This is a genomic window from Kitasatospora sp. MAA19, assembly GCF_029894125.1.
In the GTDB taxonomy this organism is placed as follows: domain Bacteria; phylum Actinomycetota; class Actinomycetes; order Streptomycetales; family Streptomycetaceae; genus Kitasatospora.
In genome coordinates, this window is the sequence record NZ_JARXYZ010000017.1 from 73137 (window position 1) to 87761 (window position 14625).

The window sequence follows — 14625 nt, forward strand, 5'->3', positions numbered from 1 at the left end:
CGACCTGTCACCGAAAGCGGGACTGCCCTCAGTCGCGCACGGTGGCACGCAGGCGCAGGCCGGCGGTCGCGAGACCTTCGAAGGTGGTGACCTGGTAGCTGGGTTCCGGTCCGGGCGGCTCGCTCACGTGGTAGCGGCGGGCGATCTGCGCGGTCAGGAGGGTGAGCATGGCCATGGCCAGAGCGGCTCCCTCGCAGCCGTGCGGCCCGGTACCGAAGGCGAGGAAGACCCCCGGTTTCGCCGGTGAGCCCGAATCATCGAGCCAGCGCTCGGGCCGGAACCGGTCCGGCTCGGAGTGTTCCCGTGCGTCGCGGTGGGCGGTGTAGGGGCAGACGAGAACGGTGGACCCGGCGTCGATGGTGTAGCCGGCGAGCCGAGTCTGTTGCGTGGCGCGCCGGGTCAGCAGCCAGCTCGGGGGGTGCAGTCGGAGCACCTCGCGAACCAGTGCCTGGGTGTATTGCAGGCTGTCGAGGTGGGTGCTGGTCGTCGCGGCCGGGTCCGTGGGCAGCGAGGAGGCTTCGGCCGCGATGCGGTCCGCTGCCCGGGGGTACCGGGCCAGGTGGAGCAGGATCCATCCGGCTGCCCTGGAAGGTGTCTCGAAGGTGGCGACGGTGATTCCGGGGAGGGTGTCGAGGACGGCCTCTTCCGGCAGTAGGCCGTAGCGGGGGGAGGGCCGGAGCATGTGTCCCAGCGCGTCGTCACCGAGCCGGCCCGATGAACGGCGTCGGCGGACGATCGGCCGCAACGCGTTGGTGAAGGCGACTTGCTGCCGTGTGCGGAAGCGCCGTGCCGACGTGGGGACCCAGCGCGGCCATACCCAGCGCGAGGGGCGTACGAGCAGCTCCCGGGCCACGAAGAGCTGCCAGGCGAAGGGCAGCAGAGCGGGAGCGTCCTCGGAGAAGAGGTAGCGCACGCCGACCTCTGCCAGGACGGGCCGGACGACGGGCAGAATCTCGACGTCCCGGCCCGTGGGCCACTGGTCGGCGAATCGAGCGGTGCCGGGCGCGATCTCACCGATCCGGGCCGCAACCGCCTGCGGGCGTAGTCCGCGCATGCGGGCGGCGCGGGCGTGCGAATGCTCCTCGGGCGTCGGCGCGCTGTTGGCCCGCTTCAACGGTGGGAAGAGGGGCGAGGGCGGCTTGGGGAAGTCCTGCGCGCGGTGCAGGACTTCTTCGCACGGGCCAGCCGTAGCGACTACGTAGGCACCCGGCTCCAGCTGCCAGACGTCGCCGCATTCGTCAGCGCCACGGCGCGCCAGTGCCAGCCGGTCGCGGCTCCAGGCCGCGAAGCTGCCTTCGGGCAACCGCGGCGGCTCATTCATTCGGCCCATGAGATCGCCCCTGGCGCTCGTACCCGTCCAGGCCGATATCGCCGGCAGCATGGCCAGGAGCCGGCGGGTGCCCGGGAGCACCCGCCGGCAGTGCGGTCACAGCTTGTCGGCGGACGTACCCCAGTCGTGGGCCCCGTACGCACCGTAGTTGCGCGTGAAAGACAGCTTTCGGAGCAGCTTGGCGATCATGGTGCACTCCTCTCGCCCGTGTTCAGCACCAAGTACTGTAAACACCGCATATGTCATATTTTAGAACATCAGCCGCGGCCTGGAAATAAGGCGCGTGCTCGCAGCCGCATACGACCCTCGCGGTGAACGACGCCCTCGGCATCCACGTGCCCGCAGGGCAGTTCGAAGTCGAACTCGGTCTGCAGGTCAGCCTCGTCGGGCGCCGGCAGCACACCACCGGTCCCCTGCGGGCCCTGCGGGGGTCACCAGCCGACGGGCAGGGTGCGGGGAGCCCGGGTGATCTGGCCGCGTTTCCAGTCGGGTGCACCGGCCGGGTGGAGGGTCGGGAGGTGGGTGACGAGGCCGGACAGGGCTTCCTGGAGCTGGACGCGGGCGAGTTGCGCGCCGACGCAGAAGTGGGCGCCGTGCCTGAAGGACAGGTGTGACGGGGTGTCCCGGGTGAGGTCGAGCAGGTCGGGCCGGTGGTGGACGCGCTCGTCGTGATTGGCCGAGGAGGTCAGTGCGATCACCGCCTCGCCCTCCCGGACCGTCACGCCGCCCAGCACCACGTCCTCGGTGCTGACCCGGAGGTTGGCGCCCACGGTGGCCTGCGCGTACCGCAGGAGCTCCTCGACCGCACCGGGGATCAACGCGGGCTCGCGGCATAGGAGTTCGTAGCGCTCGGGCTGCTCCAGCAGCAAGTGGACCAGGCCGGCGAGGTAGCCGGTCATCTCGTCCACGGCCGCCATCACCTCGGCGTCCGTCATGGCGGTGACGCTGCGCATCGCGTCGTCCCAGGCGTCGAGTCGGTCGCCGTCCACGCGGGGTGTCCCCAGCAGGTCGCAGATGACGGTCAGGGGGAGCGGCCGGGTGAAGTGCGCGACGAGGTCGGCGGGGCGCGGGCGCGGGGCCAGTGCGGTCAGCAGGTCGTGCGTCAGGAGGGCGATGGCGTGGCGCATCGCCTCCGCCCGGCGGGCGTTGAGCGCGGGCGCGACCAGTCGGCGCAGCCGGGAGTGGTCGGGCGGCCCGCAGCGGCAGCGCCAACCGGCCCGTCCCGATGCCGAGTTCGAGGACGGGTCCGGCGCTGGCGAGGGCGGCGAGGGCGTCGACGGTCGCCGGGCTCACGCCGGGTTTCGCGAACCAGCGGTCGTAGGTGTCGGCGAACTCGGTGGCGTAGCCGGGCCGGGGGGGCGAGGGGTCGGGGGCTGAGGTTGAGCAGGCGGCGGAGGTTGAGGGCGGCGGCGCGGTGGTGGAGCCAGGTGTCGTTCTCGATGACGCCGCGGTAGGGGACACGACGGTTGCCTTTGGCGACGAGCCAGGCGATGGCGCGTTCCACCGGTGGCCGCCAGCGGCGGTACTCGGCCTGCCAGTCCTGGCTGGTGGCGGCCTGGTCGCGGGCGGCTTTGAGCAGGTCGTACCTGGCGTGGACGGCGAAGTTGCGTCCGGTCTTGGAGCGGGTGCAGCGGTCCTTGAGCGGGCAAGTGGCGCAGAGTTTCTTGAACTGGGCCTGGCGTGCGCCGTTCGCCTGGGTCCGGCCGAGCGGGACGGTGTGTCCGGTGGGGCAGGTGACCTGGCCCTGCTCGGTGTCGACGGTGAAGTCGTCGGCGGTGAACCCGCCAGGGACAGCCGGCTTGGGCGGCGGCGACTTCAGGACCGGGTCGTGGCACTGGGCCTGGAGGTGTTCGCGCCGGTCGCCGGTGCCGTAGGCGGAGTCGCCGAGCACGGTGACCGGTAGCTCCTCCTCCGCGAGGAGGTCGCGGGCGACTGTGGCCTCGTGGTTGCCGGCGCCGCTGCCGGCGGTCAGCGCGACATCGGTGAACAGCCCGGTCTCGGGCTCGAAGGCCACATGCGCGCGGTAGCCCTCCTGGTGGCGGGTCCGGTTCTTGTGGATGTGGCGCGCTTCGGGGTCGACCGTGGAGACCGTGCGGTCGTAAACGGTGCGCCGGGCGATCTGCCAGCGCCCGTCACGGCTGTCGCTGTCGTCGGCGGGTTCCACATCCTGGCCCGCGACCAGTGCCAGCAGGCCGACTGCGTTCGCCGCGGCTTCCCCCAGTTCCTGCTCGGGTAGTCGACCCAGCAGGTTCAGCGCATCACGGACCAGGACGTCGACCAGGTCGGCGCGGGCCCGCTCGTCGTTCCAGGCGATCTTCGGTTTGCCGGGGTCGGTGTAGTCGTGGGCGGTGCACCAGGGCAGCGGTCCGCTCGGCATGGGGGACCTCGCGGATGACCCGGCGGATCGCCCCCGTCGGTGCCGGAGCCGCCGCTGAGGGCGGACTCGTCGAAGGCCATGCCGCCGCGCAGCAGGTCCTCCTTGATCACGGCTTCCCGGGGCACCTCGGGGAAGCGCTGCATGAGGTCCTCGACGAGCGCGGTGCGGCTGCGGCCCTGGGTCTCCCTGTGCTGCTCCGTCCTTCCTGGCCCCGCTCCATCACGGGGTCGGGTCCAGTGTTCTCCCCCCTTACACCCGGGAGTTCCCGCCGGTGGGTCGGGGAAGATCACCCCGCCTGTGGCGGGCCGGGCGGGTCTATGCATGAGGAGGGCGTGGTTCAACCGCGATAAGCACGCACGTTCACCTGATCGGGTGTAGAAGATCGTCCGGAGCGTTTCCGGGCCTGCCTTCACACCTACCGTTGGGGACCGAGCGAGACGGGGGCGTGTTTCGAAGATCGCCTTCCCCATGGGCGACCTGACATCCAGTCATATCGTGCGATTTCATCAGAGGAGGCTCCATGCCCCTGTGCACCAGACCGGAGACACCCCCGGAGCGCGCCGTCGCCGTGGCGGTGGGGTCATGAACTCCACGGCGATGGAGCGGGTCCTGCGCGGACCGAGCGGATTGGGCACCGCGGGCCTCTACCCGGCGCCGGGTGCGTCGGCGCCCGGTGCGGGTGACGCTGCGCCCAGTGCTCCCGTGCCGAACCTCCCGTCGTCCGGCACTCCTTCGTTCGGCAGCCCTTCGTCCGGTACTCCTACGCCGAGCGGTGCCAAGCCGAAGCCCGGCGACCCCATTCCGGGCCTCTACCACCACCCGGTGGCCGAGCCCGACCCCGTACGGGTGGAGGAGCTCAGCCTCAAGATCAAGGCCTGGGCGCTGGACGAGGTCGAGCTGTACCCGCCGGACTGGGAGGACCAGTTCGACGGCTTCTCGACCGGCCGCTACATGGTGGCCTGCCACCCCGACGCGCCCAGCGTCGACCACCTGATGCTCGCCGCCCGGCTCATGGTGGCCGAGAACGCGGTCGACGACTGCTACTGCGAGGATCACGGCGGCTCGCCGGTCGGCCTCGGCGGGCGCCTGCTGCTGGCGCACACCGCGCTCGACGCGCTGCACACCACGGCGGAGTACCAGACGCCCTGGGAGGCCTCGCTGGACGAGGACGCCCCCCGGCGGGCGTACCGCTCCGCGATGGAGTACTTCACCCGCGCGTCCACGCCCTCCCAGTCGGACCGGTTCCGGCACGACATGGCCCGGCTGCACCTCGGCTACCTCGCCGAGGCGTCCTGGGCCGAGACGGAGCACGTCCCGCAGGTGTGGGAGTACCTGGCGATGCGCCAGTTCAACAACTTCCGCCCCTGCCCGACGATCACGGACACCGTCGGCGGCTACGAGCTGCCCGCCGAACTGCACGCGCTGCCCGCCGTGCAGCGGGTGATCGCACTGGCCGGCAACGCCACCACCATCGTCAACGACCTGTACTCGTACACCAAGGAGCTGTCCACCCCCGGACTGCACCTGAACCTGCCCGTGGTGATCTCCGAACGCGAGGACTGCTCGCGCCGGGACGGGTACCTGAAGGCGGTCGAGGTCCACAACGACCTGATGCACGCCTTCGAGGCCGAGGCGGCCGCGCTGGCGGCGGCCTGTCCCGTCCCGACGCTCGTCCGGTTCCTGCGCGGCGTGTCCGCGTGGCTCGACGGCAACCACTTCTGGCACCAGACCAATTCCTTCCGCTACACCCTGCCCGACTTCTGGTAACCACCGTTCTCCGGTGACCACCACCTCTGCCGACCACCACCTCTGCCGACCACCTGCAAGGAGCTGACCCATGTCCCTGACCGACGACATCACCGCCGCCATCCCCGGCCCGGCGACTCCCTACCAGGGCGACATCGCACGCTACTGGGACCACGAGGCCCGTCCGGTCAACCTGCGTCTCGGCGACGTAGACGGCCTCTACCACCACCACTACGGCATCGGTGACGTCGACCAGGCCGCCATCGGCGACCCGTCCGACAGCGAGCGCGAGAAGAAGGTGATCACCGAGCTGCACCGCCTGGAGTCCGCGCAGGCCGAGCTGCTCTTCGACCACCTGGGCCCGATCCCGGCCGACGCCACCCTGGTGGACGCCGGCTGCGGCCGTGGCGGCTCGATGGTCATGGCCCACCAGCGCTTCGGCTGCCGGGTCCAGGGCGTCACCCTCTCCGCCAAGCAGGCCGAGTTCGGCAACGACCGGGCCCACGAGCTGGGTATCGGCGACTTCGTCCGCTCGCAGGTCTGCAACATGCTCGACATGCCGTTCGAGACCGGCCAGGTGGCGGGCTCGTGGAACAACGAGTCGAGCATGTACGTCGACCTGCACGACCTGTTCGCCGAGCACGCCCGGATCCTCGCCGTCGGCGGCCGGTACGTGACCGTCACCGGCTGCTGGAACCCCGCGTACGGGCAGCCGTCGAAGTGGGTCTCGCAGATCAACGCGCACTTCGAGTGCAACATCCACTCCCGTCGGGAGTACCTGCGGGCGATGGCCGACAACCGCCTGGTGCCGCAGGCCGTCATCGACCTGACGCCCGCCACCCTGCCCTACTGGGAGCTGCGCGCCACCTCGTCGCTGGTCACCGGCATCGAGGAGGCGTTCATCAACTCGTACCGGGACGGCTCGTTCCAGTACGTCCTGATCGCGGCCGACCGGGTCTGACGGCCGCCGCGGGCGTTCGGCCCGGGTGCGACGGTGGCCTCTCCGCGGACGCGGGGAGGCCACCGCCCGGTCATGGCGGGTGAAGGCGAGGCGGGTGGCGCCGCCCGGGCCAGGTGAGAGGCGGCCAAGGCGTCACGTTATTGTCGTGCCTTCTTCATCCGAAGCTCGCCCCGGTGGGCGATGCTTCGTCCGGCGGCCCGGGAGGGGCGGCCGGGAGGCACATTCGACTGGGGGGACAGTACCTGTGACCGTACGCCGTACCATGGCCGGATTCCTGACGGCTGGCCTGATCGCCGCTACGGCGGCCCTGATACCGACGGGCGCCGCCGGCGCGACGGAGAGCACGACCGCGAGCGGCCCGGCGGACCTGCCGTTCGGCTCGGCCACCACCGTCGGCCTGCACAACACCTACGACCCGGCCGCCTACCCGTACCTCGCCCAGGCGCTCGACACCGGCACCGGGATGATCGAGCTGGACCTCTGGACGGACATCGTCACCAAGGAGTGGAAGGTCAGCCACTCCAACCCGCTCGGCAACTCCAACAACTGCACCGCCGCGAGCACCCCGGCGCAGCTGTACAGCGGCGGCGCCAACAAGAACCTGGAGCACTGCCTCGACGACATCCGGGTCTGGCTCGGCGCCCACCCGGGCGCCGGCCCGCTGGTGGTCAAGCTGGAGCTGAAGGCTGGCTTCTCCGCCAACCACGGGATGGGGCCGACGGAGCTGGATGCGCTGATCGCCGCCCACCTGGGGTCGGCCGTGCTGCGCCCCGCCGACCTGCTCGCCAAGCCGGGCGGCGGCGCGTACGCCAGCGTCGACGAGGCGGTGCGGGCCGGCAACTGGCCGAGCCGCTCGGCGCTCGCCGGGAAGGTCCTGCTGTACGCGATCCCGGGGACGGTCGAGGAGAGCAACCCCTTCGACACCCTGCACACCGACGTCGAGTACGGCCGCCACCTGCGCGACCTCGCCGCCGCCGGCCGGATCGGGGACGCCCAGCTGTTCCCCGCCGTGCACGGCGCCGCGGCCGGTGACCCGCGCACCGTGTACACGGGAGCGGACGCGGGGATCCGTCCCTGGTTCGTGGTCTTCGACGGCGACGCGGCCACGTACGTCAACGGCATCGACACCGCCTGGTACGACCGCTCCCACTACCTCCTGGTGATGACGGACGCGCACAACGTGGCGCCCGCCATCAGCGCCACCGACCCGACGGCCGACCAGGCCCGCACGCGCACCGAGCTGCTGGCCCGGGCGCACGCCAGCATCGTCTCCAGCGACTGGCGCAAGCTCCCGGCCGTCCAGTCCCTGGTCCTCCCGCGCGGCTGACACCGGCCGCCCGACCGCGCCACCGGGGCGTTCACCGCCCCGGTGGCGCACGCGTGTCGGGCCCCGGCCCGGGGTGACGCCCGGCTCGCCGACCCGGGGCGCCTGTCGGATCGGCACCGGCAAGCGCTCGCGGGAGGACTACGACACCTGGGACCACTACGCGACCACTACGCGACCTTCCGTCTGATCAACTTCGGCTGCTGAAACGGCGCTTCGGGCCTCGGGTCCCATGTCCGAGGCCCGAAGCCCAGGCTCCAGCACGCCGCAGTGGACCCGCCCGCGGACGGTACGGCGGCCCGCGATAGCGTCGCGGCACTGTCCGACGAGCCCGACGGGGGCTCCGTCCCCTGGGAGGTTCCCGTGCCGCAGATCCTGGTCGACCACTCCGCCGACCTCGACCTGGACCATGCGGGCTTCGCCCGGGAGGTCCACCAACTGATCGCCGAGGTGATCGACACCACCGTGGCGGACTGCAAGACGCTCTTCCGCCCGTCCGGGCGCCACACGGTCGGCGACGGGACGGGCGGGCGCGCGGTGGTGCTGGTGGAGATCAAGATCCTGGCTGGTCGCAGCACCGGGCAGCGCGCCGAGCTGACGGCCCGGGTGCTCGCCGCCCTGCAGGCCCGCCTCGACGTACCGGCCGCGATCGGCGTCGAGGTCACCGAACTGGACCGCGAGACCTACCGCTTCGTCCACCACCCCGGCCGGTAGTGTCCGGCCCTGCCGATGCCCGGGGCCGTACCTGAGCCGATGCCCGGGGCCGCACCCGAGCCGATGCCCCGAGCCGCACCCGAGGGGCAGTCCTCAGGTGCGGCCCTGCGGCGGATCGACGCCGGCTGCGCGGTCGCCGGGTCAGTCCGTCGGGCAGTGCGTCCCGGCGGTCGGGACGGTGCCGTCCACCAGGAAGGTGTCGACCGCGCCGCGGATGCACGAGCTCGCGCCGTACGCGGTGTGCCCCTCGCCGTCGCGGGTGAGCAGCACGGCGTTGCCGAGTTCGGCGGTGAGCTTCTCCGCCCAGGCGTACGGGGTGGCCGGGTCACCGGTGGTGCCGACGACCACGATCGGCGCGGTGGCGGCGGACTTGATGGCGTGCGGCTTCTCGGTGGAGCGGTACGGCCAGATCCGGCAGTCCGGGTCGAACAGCGCGGCCGTCGGGTCGTGCTTGCTGACCAGCGGGGCCTTGGCGGCGAGGTCGGTGAGCGCGGCCTGCAGCTGGTCGCCGGCCGGGGCGTCGGTGGCGCCGTCGGCGCAGTGGATGGCGGTGTAGGCGTCGGCCGACTCACCGTAGTGCCCGTCCCGGTCGCGGCCGTTGTAGCCGTCGGTGAGGTCGAGCAGGTAGTCGCCCTTGCCGCGCACCATGGCCCAGCCGAGGGTGTTGCGCAGGTTGGTCCAGGCCTTCTCGCCGCCGTAGAGCTGGCTGATCACGCCGGTCCAGGCGGCGTTGGCGGTGAGGGTGCGGCCCTTGGCGGTCTTGAGCGGCTTGTCCTTGAGGCCGTCGAGGAAGTCGGCGAGCTTCTGCGGGGCCTTCGCCGGGTCCTTGCCGAGCGGGCACGGGTCCTTGCCGGCGCAGTCGGCGGCGAAGGCCTTGAGGGCGCGCTCGAAGCCGGCCTGCTGCTCGATGTTGTGCTGCACCAGGGAGGTGGACGGGGTGGTGGCGCCGTCCAGGACGAGCCGGCCGACCCGGTCCGGGAACTCCTCGGCGTAGAGCGAGCCGAGGTAGGTACCGTAGGACATGCCGAGGTAGTTGAGCTTCTGGTCGCCGACGGCGGCGCGCAGCACGTCCATGTCGCGGGCGGTGTTGCGGGTGCTGACGAAGGGCAGCACCTTGGCGTACTTGGCCTGGCAGGCGTCGGCGAGCTGCTTGCCGTGGTCGGCGCCGGGCTCGTCGGTGGTCACCCAGCCGTCCCGGGCCTGGTCGTCGAGGCAGTTGAGCGGGCTGGTGCCGGCGACGCCGCGGGGGTCGAAGCCGATCATGTCGAAGCGGTCGTGCAACGGGCCGTCGAACCCGGTGGGGTCGCCCTTGACCATCGCCACGCCGGAGCCGCCCGGGCCGCCCGGGTTGACGAGCAGGGAGCCGGCCCGCTGGTCCTGCTTGGTGGCGGGGTTGCGCACCACGGCGACGTCGAGGCTGCCGGCGTCGGGGGCGGTGTAGTCGAGCGGGACCTTGAGGGTGGCGCACTGCAGCACCGACTCGTCGACCTTGGTGGTCTTCGGGTCGTCCTGGCACGGTGCCCAGGCGATCTGCTGGCCGTAGAACGGCTTGAGTGCCGGGTCGTTGGCGCCGGTCGGCTTGACCGTCGGCGTGGGTGTGGGCGTCGGGGTGGGCGTGGCGCTCGGGCTGGAGGTCGGGCCGGTCGTGGTCGCGGACGGGGCGGCGGTGGTGCCGCCTCCGCCGCCGGTGCAGCCGGCCAGCAGAGCGGCGGCGACGGTGGCGGGCAGGGCGCGCCGGGAGATCCCGGTGATCATGGAATGCACCGCACACAAATATCACCAGATGGTCACACCGGTCACATTGGTATTCCGCGCCAGCCTCCCACTCCGGCTCAGAACCGGTCAAAGGGGACAGTGCCGCAACCGATACCGCCGCACTCCGAACGATGCCATGCTGAGGTCATGACAGATCGGACCGGAACCGCCCCGTCACGTGACGAGCCGCAAGCCGGGCGGCGGAGACGGGAGTTGGCCGCCGCCACGGTGGGCTCGGTGGTCGAGTCCTTCGACTGGAACATCTACGCCGTCCTCGCCCCGTACTTCGCGGCCGACCTCTTCGGGCACGGCAAGGGCGGGGTCAGCGGCCTGCTCGGGGCGTACGCCACCTTCGCGGTCGGGTTCGTCGCCCGGCCGGTCGGCTCGTACCTGATCGGGCGCCTCAGCGACACCCGGGGGCGGCGCTTCGCCCTGACCCTCGGGATGTCCGTGATCGCCGCCGCCAGCCTCGGCATCGCCGTGCTGCCGGACCAGAAGGCGATCGGCGCCTGGGCGGCGGTCCTGGCCGTCGCCGCGCGGGTGGTGCAGGGGCTCGCCTTCGGCGGGGAGGCGCCCAGCGTCGCCGCGTACGTCACCGAGACGGCCCCGGCCCGGCGCCGCTTCGCGTTCAGCTCGGTCTCCTACGGCGGGATCATCGTGGGCTCCCTGCTCTCCTACGGGGTGCTCGCGCTGCTCCTGCACACGCTCGGCAAGTCCGGTGTCACCGGCGGCGGTTGGCGCTGGGCCTTCGTGGTGGCCGGGCTGCTCGGGCTGGCCGCCGTCTGGGTGCGCCGGGCCGCCCCGGAGAGCGCGGAGTTCCGCCGCGCCCGGGCGGAGGGCACGGGCGGGCGACCGCCGTTCCTGCGGGTGCTCCGGGAACACCGCTGGGCGGTGCTCACCGTCTTCCTCAACACCCTGGGCGGGACGGTGGGTTACTACTTCGCCCTGGTCTACCTGCCGCAGTACGCCGCCGCCTACGGGGTGGTCGACCGGGAGACGGCGACCTCCTTCATGACCGTGGTGCTCGCGGTGGTGCTGGTCACCATGCTGCTGACCGGCGCCGCCGCCGACCGCTTCGGCCTGCTGCCGGTCGCCCGGGTCGGGTTCGCCGTGCCGGTGCTGCTGGTCCCGGTCCTGCTCACCGGGCTGCGGCAGGGCTGGCTCGCCTTCCAGGTCGTCGCCGTGCTGCTGGGCGTGCTGGTGGCGACCGTGCTGGGGACGCTCAACGTCTTCACCGGCCTGCTGTTCCCGACCGAGGTCCGGGCCCTCGGACTCGGCGTGGTCAACGCGGCCACCATCGCCGCGTTCGGCGGGAGCTTCCCGTTGCTCGCCGAGTGGCTGCACGACACCCACCACCTCGGTCTGATCCCCGGCTACGTCACCCTCTGCACGCTGGGCCCGGCGTTCGGTCTCGTCACCGCGCTACGGGTGCCGTCCTTCGCCGCCGCCGTGGTGGCACCGGCGGCCGGGGCCGGTGATCGGGTACCGTCCGGAAGCGGCTGACGTTCGATCAACTTCTGTGATTGAGTGGTCAGAGAACGAAGTGCGGGGAGGGCGAGGCATGGAGAGCAACCGTCCGGACGACTGGCTGACCGGGGTCCGGTTCGAGGAGGCGCCGCAGGTGGACCTGCGGACCGACCGCGCGCACCCCGCCCGGGTCTACGACTACCTGCTCGGCGGGAAGACCAACTTCCCGGTGGACCGCGAAGTCGGCGACCGCATCCTCGGCGAGTGGCCCGGCTCGCGCGTCGCCACCATCGCGGCCCGCGCGGTGATGCACCGGATGGTCCGCCGGCTGGTCGAGGTGCACGGCGTCCGCCAGTTCCTGGACGTCGGCACCGGCATCCCCACCGCGCCCAACCTGCACGAGATCGTCCAGGCGGTCGACCCGGCCTGCCGGGTGGTCTACGTGGACAACGACCCGATCGTGCTCGCCCACTCGCGCGCGCTGCTCTCCAGCACCCCCGAGGGCCGCACCGCGTACGTCGAGGGCGACCTGCGCGAACCGGGGCGGTTCCTCGCCGACCCCGCGGTGGCCGCCACCCTGGATCTGAGTCAGCCGATCGCGCTGACGCTGATCAACATCGTGCACTTCCTCTCCGACGAGGCCGCGCACCCGCCGGTCCGCAAGCTCGTGGACGCGCTGCCCGCCGGAAGCTTCCTGGCGCTGACCGCCGGCACCGCCGACTCGGTACCGGACCTGGTCGCGGTGGGCTCCCGCCGCTACTCGGAGGCCGGCATCGAGAACCACCTGCGCCCCCGCGCGGCCGTCGAGCGCTTCTTCGCCGGGCTGGAACTGGACGATCCGGGCGTGGTGCTGATCAACCGCTGGCACCCGGAGCTGGATGACAGTCCGGTGCTCGGCGACCACGAGGTGGCGGCGTACGGGGGGTTGGGCCGCAAGCCGTAGGCCGATGCCGGGCAGCCCGATGGTCACCTGGCCTGGAAGCAGTGCCCCTGATTCCTGATTCCTGATCCTTGGACCGCGATCCCCGGACCGTGCACCCGGTTCCCGCGTCCGACCCCCGCGTTCGACCTCTGCGTCCGGCCCCTGCGTCCGGCCCCGGCGGAGCCCCCCGGCCCCGTCGGGGCCGAAGCATGCCGGGCGCCTTCGCGGACGGGCGTACGAGTGGTTGCCGCGGGGCGTGTCGGCCGGTGTCGGGCCCGCCGTCGCAGGGGTGGTGACGCTCCGTCAAAGTGGTCGTCTTTGCATGGACATGTCTGTACAGTGCTCCGAGTCGACACCCCCACTCGACAGGCGGATTTCCATGACCATCGCACGCAGGTCCATTCTCAAAAGCACATCCGCGGCTGGTGCCGCGCTGGTCGCGGGCGGTGCCGTCGCCCAGCCGGCCTCGGCGGCCGACCCGGAGGCGGGGCCGGCCACGGGCCCATTACTGCAGTCCACCCCGCACCGGGCCGGGTCGCCCAGCGTGAGCGGACTGCACCTGCAGTTCGGTACCGACCCGTCCGGCGAGATGACCGTCTCCTGGATCACCCCGCAGTCCGTGCGCCGCCCGCAGGTGCGGCTCGGCTCGCCGGACGGTGGCCTCGGCCGGGTCGCCGCGGCGCAGACCCGCACCTACCGGGACGCGCTCGGCAAGGAGGAGGTGTACGTCCACCACGCCCGCCTCACCGGACTGCGCCCCGGCACCACCTACCTCTACAGTGCCGGCCACGACGGCGCGAACCCCGAGACGGGCTCCTTCACCACCGCCCCGCGCGGTCGCATGCCCTTCACCTTCACCAGCTTCGGCGACCAGGCCACCCCCAACCTCCGGCGCCAGGTGGTCTTCCCCGACGGTATGCCGTCACCGCTCGGCAAGTACCCGGTGTTCACCAGCAGCCAGGTCGGCACCCCGCACTCCGCCGACATCGTCGCCGCCATCGAACGCGTCGGCCCGCTGTTCAACCTGGTCAACGGCGACCTCTGCTATGCCTCCTACAGCGGCCGGCACGGCCAGAGCCGGACGCTGACCTGGGCCGACTGGTTCATCAACAACAGTCGCTCGACCCGGCTGCGGCCCTGGATGCCCTGCGCCGGCAACGGGGAGAACGAGGGCGGCAACGGCCCGATCGGCGCCCTCGGCTACCAGACCTACTTCGAACTGCCCGACTCCGCGGCCGACGACGACGAGGAGACCCGGGGCATGTGGTACGCCTTCACGGTCGGCTCGGTGCGCTTCATCAGCCTGGCCAACGACGACGTGGCCATCCAGGACAGCGGCGACCTCTATCTGCGCGGCTACTCCGGCGGTGCCCAACAGCGCTGGCTGGAGCGCGAGTTGCGCTCGGCGCGGAGCAGCCGGGCGATCGACTGGATCGTGGTCTGCATGCACCACCCGATGGTCTCCAGCTCGCAGCACGGCGCCGGCAGTGACCTCGGCATCCGCGAGGCCTGGGGCCCGCTGTTCGACGCCTACGGAGTCGACCTGGTGGTCAGCGGCCACGAGCACTACTACGAGCGCTCCCACCCCGTCCGCGGGACCCTCCCCAACGACACCCGCACCCCGGTGCCGTCCGGCACCGACCTGCGCACGGTCGACACCAGCCGCGGCACCGTCCACATGGTCATCGGCACCGGCGGCAACGCCGCCACCACCCAGGACGACCTGTTCGCGCAGCCCAAGGGCCGGGTGGTCGTCGCCCTGGAGGACAAGCCGCGCCCGCCGGCCCCGTACCGCCAGTCCGTGTGGCTGACCGAGGACGCCCCGTGGGCCGCCGTCCAGGACCGGCAGCACACCCACGGCTTCGCTGCCTTCGAGGTCGACCCCGGCGACCGGCGCGGCGGCCTGACCAGGATGCGGGTGACGTACTACACCTTCGACGGCCCGCACGGCGACCTCACCCCGGTCGACACCTTCACCCTGCAGCGCCCCCGCGCCGACCGCTGGTAGGGCGAGACGTTCGGTCAGCGT

General features: G+C 72.0%; 10 protein-coding genes and 1 pseudogene. 7 read left to right on the forward strand and 4 right to left on the reverse strand.

Translation table 11 applies throughout. The features are described 5' to 3' along the window. Positions 1-28: 28 nt before the first annotated feature. The 3 genes from P3T27_RS24540 to P3T27_RS24550 form a co-directional block, all read right to left on the reverse strand. Positions 29-1321: a cytochrome P450 gene (locus tag P3T27_RS24540; protein WP_280681999.1), complete on the reverse strand. Its 1293-nt coding sequence runs from the start codon at positions 1319-1321 to the stop codon at positions 29-31. Positions 1322-1761: 440 nt separating this feature from the next. Continuing rightward, positions 1762-2457: a cytochrome P450 gene (locus P3T27_RS24545; RefSeq protein ID WP_280682001.1), complete on the reverse strand. Its 696-nt coding sequence runs from the start codon at positions 2455-2457 to the stop codon at positions 1762-1764. Then, the gene (locus P3T27_RS24550) at positions 2433-3707 is read right to left on the reverse strand and encodes a transposase (protein WP_280682003.1); all 1275 of its coding nucleotides are present in this window, start codon (positions 3705-3707) and stop codon (positions 2433-2435) included. The genes P3T27_RS24545 and P3T27_RS24550 overlap by 25 nt, the downstream gene beginning before the upstream one ends. Before the next feature lie 603 nt (positions 3708-4310). Between P3T27_RS24550 and P3T27_RS24555 the strand changes: the two are divergent. From P3T27_RS24555 to P3T27_RS24570, 4 genes and pseudogenes are all read left to right on the forward strand, one after another. After that, positions 4311-5474, forward strand: a pseudogene (locus P3T27_RS24555) (family 2 encapsulin nanocompartment cargo protein terpene cyclase); the annotation flags it as partial. Positions 5475-5544: 70 nt separating this feature from the next. Beyond that, positions 5545-6414 carry a geranyl diphosphate 2-C-methyltransferase gene (locus P3T27_RS24560; RefSeq protein WP_280682005.1) on the forward strand — a complete coding sequence of 290 codons (870 nt, stop codon included), beginning with the start codon at positions 5545-5547 and terminating at the stop codon, positions 6412-6414. Positions 6415-6658: 244 nt separating this feature from the next. Beyond that, entirely contained in the window at positions 6659-7741 is a 1083-nt protein-coding gene (locus P3T27_RS24565) for a phosphatidylinositol-specific phospholipase C domain-containing protein (protein ID WP_348534127.1), read from the forward strand. A 360-nt stretch (positions 7742-8101) separates the two neighbouring features. After that, positions 8102-8452 carry an isomerase gene (locus tag P3T27_RS24570; protein ID WP_280682007.1) on the forward strand — a complete coding sequence of 117 codons (351 nt, stop codon included), beginning with the start codon at positions 8102-8104 and terminating at the stop codon, positions 8450-8452. A 141-nt stretch (positions 8453-8593) separates the two neighbouring features. Here the strand turns inward: P3T27_RS24570 and P3T27_RS24575 are convergent, their stop codons facing one another. Next, a complete protein-coding gene (locus tag P3T27_RS24575; protein ID WP_280682009.1) occupies positions 8594-10207 on the reverse strand; it encodes an alpha/beta hydrolase in 1614 nt (537 codons plus the stop codon). A 213-nt stretch (positions 10208-10420) separates the two neighbouring features. On the opposite strand from P3T27_RS24575, the gene P3T27_RS24580 reads away from it, so the two are divergent. From P3T27_RS24580 to P3T27_RS24590, 3 genes are all read left to right on the forward strand, one after another. Then, positions 10421-11710, forward strand: a complete 1290-nt coding sequence (locus tag P3T27_RS24580) for an MFS transporter (protein WP_280682011.1) — start codon at positions 10421-10423, stop codon at positions 11708-11710. 58 nt (positions 11711-11768) lie between these two features. Then, the gene (locus P3T27_RS24585) at positions 11769-12617 is read left to right on the forward strand and encodes an SAM-dependent methyltransferase (RefSeq protein ID WP_280682013.1); all 849 of its coding nucleotides are present in this window, start codon (positions 11769-11771) and stop codon (positions 12615-12617) included. Between the two features lie 358 nt (positions 12618-12975). Next, complete coding sequence (locus P3T27_RS24590; protein WP_280682015.1) at positions 12976-14604, forward strand: metallophosphoesterase family protein; 1629 nt, start codon at positions 12976-12978, stop codon at positions 14602-14604. The last annotated feature ends 21 nt before the right edge of the window (positions 14605-14625 follow it).

Coding starts and splice junctions, on each gene's coding strand:
- P3T27_RS24540 (WP_280681999.1), bottom strand. CDS start 1,321: ATGAATGAGCCGCCGCGGTTGCCCGAAGGCAGCTTCGCGGCCTGGAGC.
- P3T27_RS24545 (WP_280682001.1), bottom strand. CDS start 2,457: ATGCGCCACGCCATCGCCCTCCTGACGCACGACCTGCTGACCGCACTG.
- P3T27_RS24550 (WP_280682003.1), bottom strand. CDS start 3,707: ATGCCGAGCGGACCGCTGCCCTGGTGCACCGCCCACGACTACACCGAC.
- P3T27_RS24560 (WP_280682005.1), top strand. CDS start 5,545: ATGTCCCTGACCGACGACATCACCGCCGCCATCCCCGGCCCGGCGACT.
- P3T27_RS24575 (WP_280682009.1), bottom strand. CDS start 10,207: ATGATCACCGGGATCTCCCGGCGCGCCCTGCCCGCCACCGTCGCCGCC.
- P3T27_RS24585 (WP_280682013.1), top strand. CDS start 11,769: ATGGAGAGCAACCGTCCGGACGACTGGCTGACCGGGGTCCGGTTCGAG.
- P3T27_RS24590 (WP_280682015.1), top strand. CDS start 12,976: ATGACCATCGCACGCAGGTCCATTCTCAAAAGCACATCCGCGGCTGGT.